Raw genomic sequence first — 8,702 nt, 5'->3', positions numbered from 1 at the left:
GACCCGGTTCGTAGAACGGGGCCCGCGCGGCCTGCAGGGCCGCGACCTTCTCGGGGTCCACGTCGATCCCGATGACCTCGTGCCCCAGCTCGGCCATGCACGCTGCATGGACGGCGCCGAGGTACCCGCACCCGATGACAGTCATCCGCATGACGCGCACAGTAGCGACCCGTGCGCGGCGTGAACACTTCCGCGGCCGTTCGGGGGATCTCGCTCCCCGCTCCGTGGAGGTCCCGTGACCGTCCCGGGCCCGGTGCGTGACGGGGCGCGAACCGGGGCACGGACCGGAGCACGCAGCAAGTCGTGACACTCTGTGCCTCAAGAATCGGCCGTTCGGGGTCGAGACCTGCAGCTGACGGCACGTCCCACCGGAAGGTCACCATGCGCTTGCGTCCTCGCACCCTCGGCTTCGCGGCCGCCCTCGCGGTCGGCACGGCCCTCCTCACCGGGGGCGCCCCCGCCACCGCCAGCCCCACCCTCAAGGCCGCCGACGGGAACCGCGTCTACGGCGCCGACCGCGTCGGCACGGCCGTCGCGGCCTCGAAGTCCTACCCCCGCCAGGGGGCCGACGGCGTCGTCCTGACCCGCTCGGACACCTTCGCCGACGCCCTCGCCGGGGCCCCGCTGGCCTCCGACAAGGGCGGCCCGCTGCTCATGACCTCGCGCACGGAGCTGCAGCCCGAGGTCGCCGCCGCGATCAGGGACGTCCTCAAGCCCGGCGGGACCGTGTACCTGCTCGGCGACGGCAACGCCCTGTCCAGCGCCGTGGAGAGCCAGGTCAAGGCCCTCGGCTTCACCACGCGCCGCGTGGCCGGCCCCGACCGCTTCGCCACCGCGGTCGAGATCGCCAAGCTGCTGCCGGCCGCGCAGACCGTCTCGGTCGTGACCGGCTGGAACTTCCCCGACGGCCTGGCCGCCGGTGCCCTCATGGGTGTGGTGGAGGAGGACTCCCAGCGCAGCATCGGGGTGGTCCTGCTGAGCGACGGGACGAACCTCGGCCCGGCGACGCAGAACTACCTGGGCTCGCGGTCCTTCACGACGAAGCTGGCCATCGGCGGCACCGCCGTCACCGCCGTCGGGCGCGGGACCAGCGGCTGGGCGCAGCTGGCCGGCATCGACCGGTACGAGACCGCCGGCCTGGTCGCCCAGCAGTTCACCTCCGAGGCGTTCTTCGAGGACCAGACCACCGTCATCGGGGTCGCCACGGGCGAGAACTGGCCCGACGCGCTGTCGGGGTCGGCGCTGCTGGCCTACGCCGGCGGCCCGATGCTGCTGACCGCCAAGGGGTCTCTGCCCGACAGCACCCGCACCGCGATCGGCGTCATCAAGGCCGACGCCGTCGCCAACGGCTCGGCCATCGGCACGGTCCTCGTCTTCGGCGACCAGAACGCCGTCTCCGACGCCGCCTACGACGCCGCCGTCGCCGCGGCGAGCTGACCTGCGGGCGGTCTCGGCCGCTCAGTCCCCGGCAGGCCCGTCACCCTCGCGGTGGCGGGCCTGCTCCGGTGTGGGGGCCTCGTCCAGCGCCAGCCGGCGGGCCAGCGCCGTCAGCGACTCCTCCAGGTGCCGGGCTCGCCGGTAGGAGGAGACGACGAACCCCAGGAACGCGATGACCAGCCCGTACAGGAGCAGATCGGCCCCGCGGCCGACGCCGACGGCGTTCGCGGCGGACGTCACCGCCGTCGGCACCAGGATGCTGGCCACCGCCAGCGCCACGAGCGCGGCCAGCAGCAGCCGCCGCACCGCCTGGTGGCGGGCACTGGCGGTGCTGCGCACGAGGACGGCCCCGACGACGAGCACGACGACGATGAGCAGGACCTGGATCGCGAGCACGACTACCCCAGCAGCGTTTCGACGAGGATGTTGATGCTGTTCAGGACCGACTGCCCCTTGGAGCGGGAGTAGGCCGTGTACAGGACGTGCACCGGCTGCTCGGCCCAGCGCAGGTCCGAGCGGCCCACCTGGTGGACGATCTCGCTGGCGTGGGCCATCCGGTTGTGCCGGATCCGCAGCGTCTGCGCGCCGCGGCGGGAGAACACCCGCAACCCGTTGTGCGCATCGGTCAGGCGCAGCCCCGTCGTGCGGTTCGTGTAGACGACCGCGGCGCGCAGCACGAGCCGCTTGAGCCGGTCCAGCTCGGTGCGCCGGTCCAGGAACCGGCTGCCGAAGACCACGTCGAGGTCCTCGGCCTCCAGGCGGGCGACCATCGCGACCGCGTCCTCGACGCGGTGCTGGCCGTCGGCGTCGAACGTGACGACCGAGCGGGTCCGCGGGTCGCGCAGGGCGTAGGCGATGCCGGTCTGCAGGGCCGCGCCCTGCCCGAGGTTGACCGCGTGCCGGACCACGACCGCACCGGCGGCCTCGGCCTGGGCCCCCGACCCGTCGGTGCTGCCGTCGTCGACGCACACGACGTACCGGAACCGCTCGCGCAGACCGCGCACGACGCCGGCGATGACGCTCGCCTCGCAGAACAGGGGGACGACGACCCAGGTGTCGTCGAACCCGGGGCCGGCCGGGGGCGACGGGCTCGGGGCGGGGGAGGGGGCTGAGGTGGTCACGGTCCGTCCATCATGGCGCGTCCGGCACCCCACCGGCCGCATCGGCGAGGATGACGCGCGTGAAGTCCCTGCTGTCGACCGTCCGCACGCTGCTCTCGCTCCTGCCGGCGGGCAGCTCGCGGTTCGTGGCGCTCTACTGCGCGGCCCAGGCGCTGCTGTCGGTCTTCGACGTCGCCGCCCTGGGGCTGCTGGCGGTGCTGCTGCCCGCGGCGGTCTCCGGCGACGGCGAGCTGGCCCTGGCCCTGCCCGTGCTCGGGGACCGCGTGAGCACCGTGCAGCTCATCGTCCTCATCTGCGTGGCCAGCCTGCTGCTGGTGGCCAAGTCCCTGGCCCAGCTCGCCCTCGTGCGCTGGGGCGTCGTGCGGTTCGCCGCCCACGAGGTCGACGTCGCCGACCGGCTCGTGCGCGCCTACCTGTCCGCCTCGTGGTCCTACCGGCTGCGCGCGTCGTCGGCGCGGGCCGTCCGGACCGTCGACGAGTCGCTCAACCAGGCGTTCAACGGCTTCCTCATGCCGTTCTCCAGCCTCGTCGCCGAGGTCGCCTCGCTCGTCGCCGTCGGGGTGGTCGTCCTCGTCGCCGCCTGGCAGACGGCGATCGTGGCGGCCGTGTACTTCGGGCTCGTCGCGGTGCTGCTGTACTCCGTGATCGCCAAGCGCGCCGCCGCCGCCGGGCGCACCGCCACGTCGGCCAGCGTCGACACGATCCGGCTGGTGCAGGAGTCCTTCGCCACGACGAAGGAGATCACGCTGCGCGGGCGCGGTGACCAGCTCGCCGGGGTCGCCCGCGAGGTCCGCGCCGGCAGCGCCCGGGCCCGCGGGATGGCCTTCTTCTACTCCGTCGGCCCGCGCTTCGTGCTCGAGGCCGCGCTGCTGGGCGGGTTCCTCGTCGTCGGCGGGGTCGCGGTGCTGACCCAGGGCGTCACCGAGGCGGTCTCGGCCATCGGGCTGTTCGCCGTCGCCGGGTTCCGCGTCGTGCCGTGCCTGACGCGGCTGCAGTCGGTGTTCGCGACGATGCACGCCCACGAGCCCAACGCCCACGAGGTGCTCGACGCGCTGCGCGAGACCGGGGCGACCGACCGCGAACCGGCCCGCTTCGCCCCCGTGGACCCCGTGGGTCTGCCGCCGGGGGCCGTGGAGATCGTCCTGGACGACGTCACCTTCGCCTACCCCGGCAGCCAGCGCCCCGCCCTGGACGGGGTCACGGTCCACATCCCCGCCGGGGCGCGGGTGGCGGTCGTGGGCCGGTCCGGGTCGGGCAAGTCCACGCTCGTCGACGTCGTCCTCGGCCTGCTCACCCCGTCGGCGGGGCGGGTCCTCGTCGGGGGGACCCCGCTGGCCGACGTCGCCGCCGGCTGGCGCGGGCGGATCGGCTACGTGCCGCAGGAGGTGGCGCTGCTGGACGCCGACGTCGCCGCGAACGTCGCGCTGTCGTGGCGGCGCGCGGAGGTCGACGAGGCGCGCGTGCAGCGGGTGCTGGCCGACGCCCAGCTCACCGACGTCGTCGCCGGGCTGCCGCAGGGGCTGTCCACGCCCGTCGGGGAGCGCGGGCTGCGCCTGTCCGGGGGGCAGCGCCAGCGCCTCGGCATCGCCCGCGCCCTCTACACCGACCCGAAGGTGCTCGTCCTGGACGAGGCGACGTCGGCGCTGGACGCGGCCACCGAGGCCGCCGTCACCGCGACCGTCGCGGGTCTGCACGACGACGTCACCGTGCTCGTCGTGGCCCACCGCCTGGCCACGGTCCGCGACTGCGACGCCGTCGTGCTGCTGGAGGAGGGGCGCGTGGTCGACGTCGGGACGTTCGACGAGGTCGTCGCGCGGGTGCCGGACTTCGCCGTGCAGGCGGAGCTGTCGGGGCTGACGGGGGCTCCCGGGGCGTGAGGCGTGCAGGAACGCTGCACCCGTCGGCTCCCGAGGGCGCGACACGCCGGTCGCACGGCCCGGGCGGGCGGATGGGTGCAGCGTTCCGGTACGCCCGCGCCGGCAGCGGTCGATGGGCCATGCTCGGAGGGTGAGGACCGTCCTGGCCGCCGGCTACCTGGCCGCGCAGGCCGTCGCGGTCCCGGTGTGGTGGGCCGGGCTCGCGCTCTCCCCGGCCGTCCGGCGGCGGTTCGAGCTCGGCGACCCGGCCGTGCTGGACTCTTTCGCCCGCGGCGACGTCGCCCTCGCGCTCGCTTCGGCGACGGCCGCCGGGCTGGTCCTGGCGCGGCACCGCGCCGCGGGACCGGCGGCGGACCTCGTCCTGGTGCTGGTGGCGGTGAGCACCGCCCGCACCTGCCGGTGCGCCGCGGCGAGCCGCAGCGGAGCCCTCGGCGTCGTCGCGATGACGGCCGCCACGGCGGGCAGCGCCGCGGCCCGGGGGCTCGCCCGGTCCGCACGGTGAAGCTCTACCGGGTGGCCCGGCCCGCGAGCCACCGCCGGCACCTGGCCAAGACCCTCACGTGGATGGTCGTCGTGTGGACCCTCGCCCTCGTCGCGCTGCCCGCGGTGCTGCGGGCGGGGGAGCGGTGGCTGGGGGTGCCGACGTGGCACCTGCCCGGTGGACCCGTCGTGGGGACCGTGGTGCTCGTCGCCGCCAGCGCGTTCGGGATCCGCTGCGCCGTCGCCATGGCCCGCGGGGAGGGGACCCCGGTGCCGTTCGACGCCGCCGCGCGCCTGGTCGTCACCGGTCCGTACCGCTGGGTGCGCAACCCGATGGCGCTCAGCGGGGTGTCCCAGGCCCTCGGGGTGGCGCTGGTCGTCGGCTCGCCCACGTACTACCTCGTGCCGCCGGCCGGGGCGCTGCTGTGGCACGTGGTCGTCCGGCCCTCGGAGGAGCGGTTCCTGCGGCACCGCTTCGGGGCGCCGTACGAGAGGTACCGGGCGAGGGTCCCGCTGTGGCTGCCCTCCCGCCGGGAGTGGCGCACCGGAGCCGGCCGCGACGCTGGGTAGGGTTCCGGATCGTGTCGCCGCTGGTCCGCCTCGCGACGCGGACCTACCCGCCGGACGTGGGGGCCGCGCCGTTCCGCCTGCGCGCCCTGGCCCGGGCGCTGGTGGCCCGCGGCTGCGAGGTCGAGGTGCTGACGACGTCGGCGACCCGGGCCGAGACCGCCGACGCGGGGGTGCGCACGCGCCGCCTGCCCGTCCTGCGCGACGGCGACGGCGTCGTGCGCGGCTACCTGCCCTACCTGTCCTTCGACGTCCCGCTCACCGCGCGGCTGCTCACCGGCCGCCGCCCCGACGTCGTCGTGCACGAACCCCCGCCCACCACCGGGGTCGTCACGCGGGCCACGTCCCGCCTGCGCGGGGTGCCGTACGTGTCCTACCTGCCCGACGTGTGGTCCCAGGGGGCCGTCGCGGCCGGTGCCCCGGCGCCGGTGCTGCGGGCCGTCGCGCTCGCCGAGCAGGCCGCGCTGCGCGGGGCCGCGCGCGTCCTGGCCGTGACGCGGGGCATGGCCGACGAGGTCGTCCGCGGCGGGGTGGACCGGGCCCGGGTGCGCGTCGTGGGCAACGGCGTCGACGTCGACGTGTTCCGGCCGTCGCCGGGAACGGCTGCCGAACCGGTTGCTGCGCAAGGCATCAGCGTGGTCTACAGCGGCACCATGTCGGAGTGGCAGGGCGCGGGGGTCTTCGTCGAGGGCTTCGCCCGGTACGCCGCCGACCACCCCGGGGCGAGGCTGACGATGGTCGGCGGCGGGGTCGACGTGCCGCGGTTGCGCGCGCTGGCCCGTGCGGTGCCCGGGGTCGAGCTGCCCGGCACCGTCCCGCCCGAACGCGCGGCCGCGCTGCTCGCCGGCGCCGACGTCGCGCTGGCCTCCCTCGTCCCGGGCAGCGGCTACGACCTCATGTCCCCGACCAAGATCTTCGCCGCCACCGCGTGCGGGACCCCCGTCCTGTTCGCCGGGGTCGGCAGCGGGTCCGCGCTCGTGCGCGAGCACGACCTCGGGTGGGCCGTCGAGCACGACCCCGCCGCCGTCGCCGCCGCGCTCGCGCAGGCCCGCACGCCCTCGCGGGGACAGCGCGACCGGCTGCGGGCGTGGGCACTGGCGCACGGCTCGCTGGCCGCCGCCGCCGACCGCGCCGCCGACGCCGTCACCGAGCTGCTGTGACCCCCGTCCAGGTCGTCACCGGCGGGTCGAGCGCCGGCGACGCGCTGACGCTCGTCGTGGCGGCGCTGTGGGTCCTCGTGCCCGGCGCCGCCGTCCTGACCGCCGCCGGGGTGCGCCGGCTGCCGCTGCTGCTCGGCGGCGCCCCGGCCGTCTCGGTCGGGATCTCCACCGTCGCCGCCAGCGTCACCGGGGCCACCGGGACGCGGTTCGCGTGGTGGGGCGTCCTGGCCGCGGCCGTGGTCCTCGCGGGCCTGTCCCGGCTGGTGGGCGGTCGCGCCCGCCCGGCCGGCGGGCCCGCCCGGGGCCCGCTGCTGGCCGGCGGCGTCCTCGTCCTGGCGGCCGCGGCGACGACGGGCGAGCTGTTCCGGCGGGGGGTGGGCGCGCTGGCCACGCCCTCGCAGGAGCACGACACCATCACCCACACCCTCATCACCGCCCGCATCCTGCGCACCGGTGACGCCGCCCCGTGGCGCGCCCAGGCGATCGACGTCGTCACCGGCACCCCCGCGCAGTACTACCCCGACGGCCTGCACCAGTGGGCCGCGCTCGTCGCCCAGAGCGCCCGCGTCGACGCCGTCGCCGGCCTGAACGCCACGAGCGTCGTCGTCATCGCCCTCGTGCAGACCCTGGGCCTGCTCGCCCTCGCCGACCGGGTGCTGCCCCCGCGGTGGCTGGCCGCCGGGGGCGTCGCCGCCGTCGCCGCCTCGCTGGCCTACCAGCCGCTGCTGGCCATGCACCACGACTCCGGGGCCCTGCCCAACGCCGCCGCCGTCGCCTTCGCCCCCGGCGCGGTCGCCCTCGTCCTGCCCCCGCGCGAGGACCTGCCCTGGCGGGGGGTGCTCGGGCGGGTGCCCGCCCTCGCCCTCGCGGGCGCCGGGGCCGTCACCGTCCACCCCAGCGCCGCCCTCACCGTCGGCGGCGGCGTGCTCGGGGTGTGGGTCGTCTGGGTCGCGGAAAACACTCTTTCCGCCCTCCGGAGGGGGTCCAGAAGGGCGGGAAGAGTGTTTTCCGCGCGGGAGGGGCGGTGGCTGGGCGGGCTCGCCGTCGCCGGGGCCCTGGCCGGGGCGCTCGTGGGCACCGCGCTGCTGCAGGCCGCCTCCGCCGGCGGCGGGTCCAGCTCCCGCTTCGACCGCGACATCCCCGTCGAGCCGCTGCCCGCCGCCCTGCACCGCGTCCTCACCCTCCCGCTGCAGGGCGGAATCGACCCGGGCGCCACCCGCGAGCAGTGGGTGCTCGCGCTCGCCGTCCTCGCCGGGCTCGTCCTGGCCGGGCGGAAGGCGGCGCCCGTGGCGGTCGTCTGGCTCGTCTGGTCGGCGCTCGCCGTCGCCTACCTCGTGGGTCTGCGGGGCCCCGGCCTGGACCTCGTGTGGGACTCGGCGTGGAACTCCTACTACCGCGTCGCCGCGCACGCCAGCCCGTGGGCGTGGCTGCTGGCGGGGGTCGCGGTGGTGCGGGTCGCGGGCGGGCTGACCCGCGGGCGCCGGGGCGAACCCGTCGTGGCCGCCGTCCTCGGGGCCGCGCTGCTCGCCGGCGCGGCCGTCGAGACCGCCCCCACCGAGGTGCGGGCGCTGCGCGAGCGGTACGCCGAGCCCGCCTACGAGCGCATCGACGCCGACGACCAGGCCGCCGCCCGCTACCTCGCCTCCGTCGTGCAGCCCGGTCAGCGGGTGATGAACTCCGGCAACGACGGGTCCACCTACGCCTACGTCCTGCAGGGCGTGCCGATCCTCGCCACCACGGCCGTGCCGCTGGCCTCCCAGCCCGACGTGCGGGTCCTGGCCCGCGACCTGCGGGCGATGACCCCGCAGGTCCAGGAGATCGTGCGGCGCGAGGACGTCGCGTGGGTCGTCGTCGACGCGCTGGCGCCGGGTCTGCCGCTGATCCCGGCCGACGTGGAGTTCTTCGGCGTCCCCGGCTACGCGGTGCCGCCCGGGCTCGTCGACCTCGACGCCGCGCCGGGCTTCCGCCGCGTCTTCACGAGCGGGTCGGTGGGGGTCTGGGAGGTCCCGGACGTGACGCGGGACGGGACGCGGGGACAGGGGCGGGGCTCGTGACCTGGC

9 protein-coding genes are annotated in these 8,702 nt (G+C 76.5%); 6 read left to right on the top strand and 3 right to left on the bottom strand.

The genetic code is table 11. From position 1 onward, the window contains the following. Window positions 1–151, bottom strand: a 151-nt coding sequence (locus AB2L27_RS12885) for a 3-hydroxyacyl-CoA dehydrogenase NAD-binding domain-containing protein (protein ID WP_370441880.1), incomplete at its 3' end; no start/stop codon positions are given. Between the two features lie 230 nt (window positions 152–381). Here AB2L27_RS12885 and AB2L27_RS12880 point away from each other — a divergent pair. Beyond that, the gene (locus tag AB2L27_RS12880; RefSeq protein ID WP_370441872.1) at window positions 382–1,437 is read left to right on the top strand and encodes a cell wall-binding repeat-containing protein; all 1,056 of its coding nucleotides are present in this window, start codon (window positions 382–384) and stop codon (window positions 1,435–1,437) included. Window positions 1,438–1,458: 21 nt separating this feature from the next. On the opposite strand, the gene AB2L27_RS12875 is transcribed toward AB2L27_RS12880, so the two are convergent. Together AB2L27_RS12875 and AB2L27_RS12870 are read right to left on the bottom strand one after the other, a co-directional pair. Continuing rightward, complete coding sequence (locus AB2L27_RS12875) at window positions 1,459–1,833, bottom strand: DUF2304 domain-containing protein (protein ID WP_370441871.1); 375 nt, start codon at window positions 1,831–1,833, stop codon at window positions 1,459–1,461. Between the two features lie 2 nt (window positions 1,834–1,835). Continuing rightward, entirely contained in the window at window positions 1,836–2,600 is a 765-nt protein-coding gene (locus tag AB2L27_RS12870; RefSeq protein ID WP_370441870.1) for a glycosyltransferase family 2 protein, read from the bottom strand. Between the two features lie 17 nt (window positions 2,601–2,617). Between AB2L27_RS12870 and AB2L27_RS12865 the strand changes: the two genes are divergently transcribed. The 5 genes from AB2L27_RS12865 (at window position 2,618) to AB2L27_RS12845 (ending at window position 8,696) form a co-directional block, all read left to right on the top strand. Continuing rightward, window positions 2,618–4,435 (top strand): ABC transporter ATP-binding protein, encoded by a 1,818-nt coding sequence (locus AB2L27_RS12865; RefSeq protein ID WP_370441869.1) that lies wholly within the window; start codon window positions 2,618–2,620, stop codon window positions 4,433–4,435. Between the two features lie 130 nt (window positions 4,436–4,565). Beyond that, window positions 4,566–4,937, top strand: a complete 372-nt coding sequence (locus AB2L27_RS12860) for a hypothetical protein (protein ID WP_370441868.1) — start codon at window positions 4,566–4,568, stop codon at window positions 4,935–4,937. Beyond that, complete coding sequence (locus tag AB2L27_RS12855) at window positions 4,934–5,485, top strand: methyltransferase family protein (protein WP_370441867.1); 552 nt, start codon at window positions 4,934–4,936, stop codon at window positions 5,483–5,485. Before AB2L27_RS12860 ends, AB2L27_RS12855 begins: the two co-directional genes overlap by 4 nt. 11 nt (window positions 5,486–5,496) lie before the next feature. Beyond that, the gene (locus AB2L27_RS12850) at window positions 5,497–6,642 is read left to right on the top strand and encodes a glycosyltransferase family 4 protein (protein ID WP_370441866.1); all 1,146 of its coding nucleotides are present in this window, start codon (window positions 5,497–5,499) and stop codon (window positions 6,640–6,642) included. Then, window positions 6,639–8,696 carry a DUF6541 family protein gene (locus AB2L27_RS12845; protein WP_370441865.1) on the top strand — a complete coding sequence of 686 codons (2,058 nt, stop codon included), beginning with the start codon at window positions 6,639–6,641 and terminating at the stop codon, window positions 8,694–8,696. Before AB2L27_RS12850 ends, AB2L27_RS12845 begins: the two co-directional genes overlap by 4 nt. The last annotated feature ends 6 nt before the right edge of the window (window positions 8,697–8,702 follow it).

It is taken from the genome of Kineococcus halophytocola, from assembly GCF_041276425.1.
GTDB classification, from domain to species: Bacteria; Actinomycetota; Actinomycetes; order Actinomycetales; family Kineococcaceae; genus Kineococcus; species Kineococcus halophytocola.
Note: the sequence above shows the minus strand (reverse complement) of the source record. Positions and strands in the feature narration are given on the sequence as shown.

What these genes read in the sequence shown, in the direction of transcription:
- AB2L27_RS12880 (WP_370441872.1), top strand. Translation starts at nt 382, where the DNA reads ATGCGCTTGCGTCCTCGCACCCTCGGCTTCGCGGCCGCCCTCGCGGTC.
- AB2L27_RS12870 (WP_370441870.1), bottom strand. Translation starts at nt 2,600, where the DNA reads ATGCGGCCGGTGGGGTGCCGGACGCGCCATGATGGACGGACCGTGACC.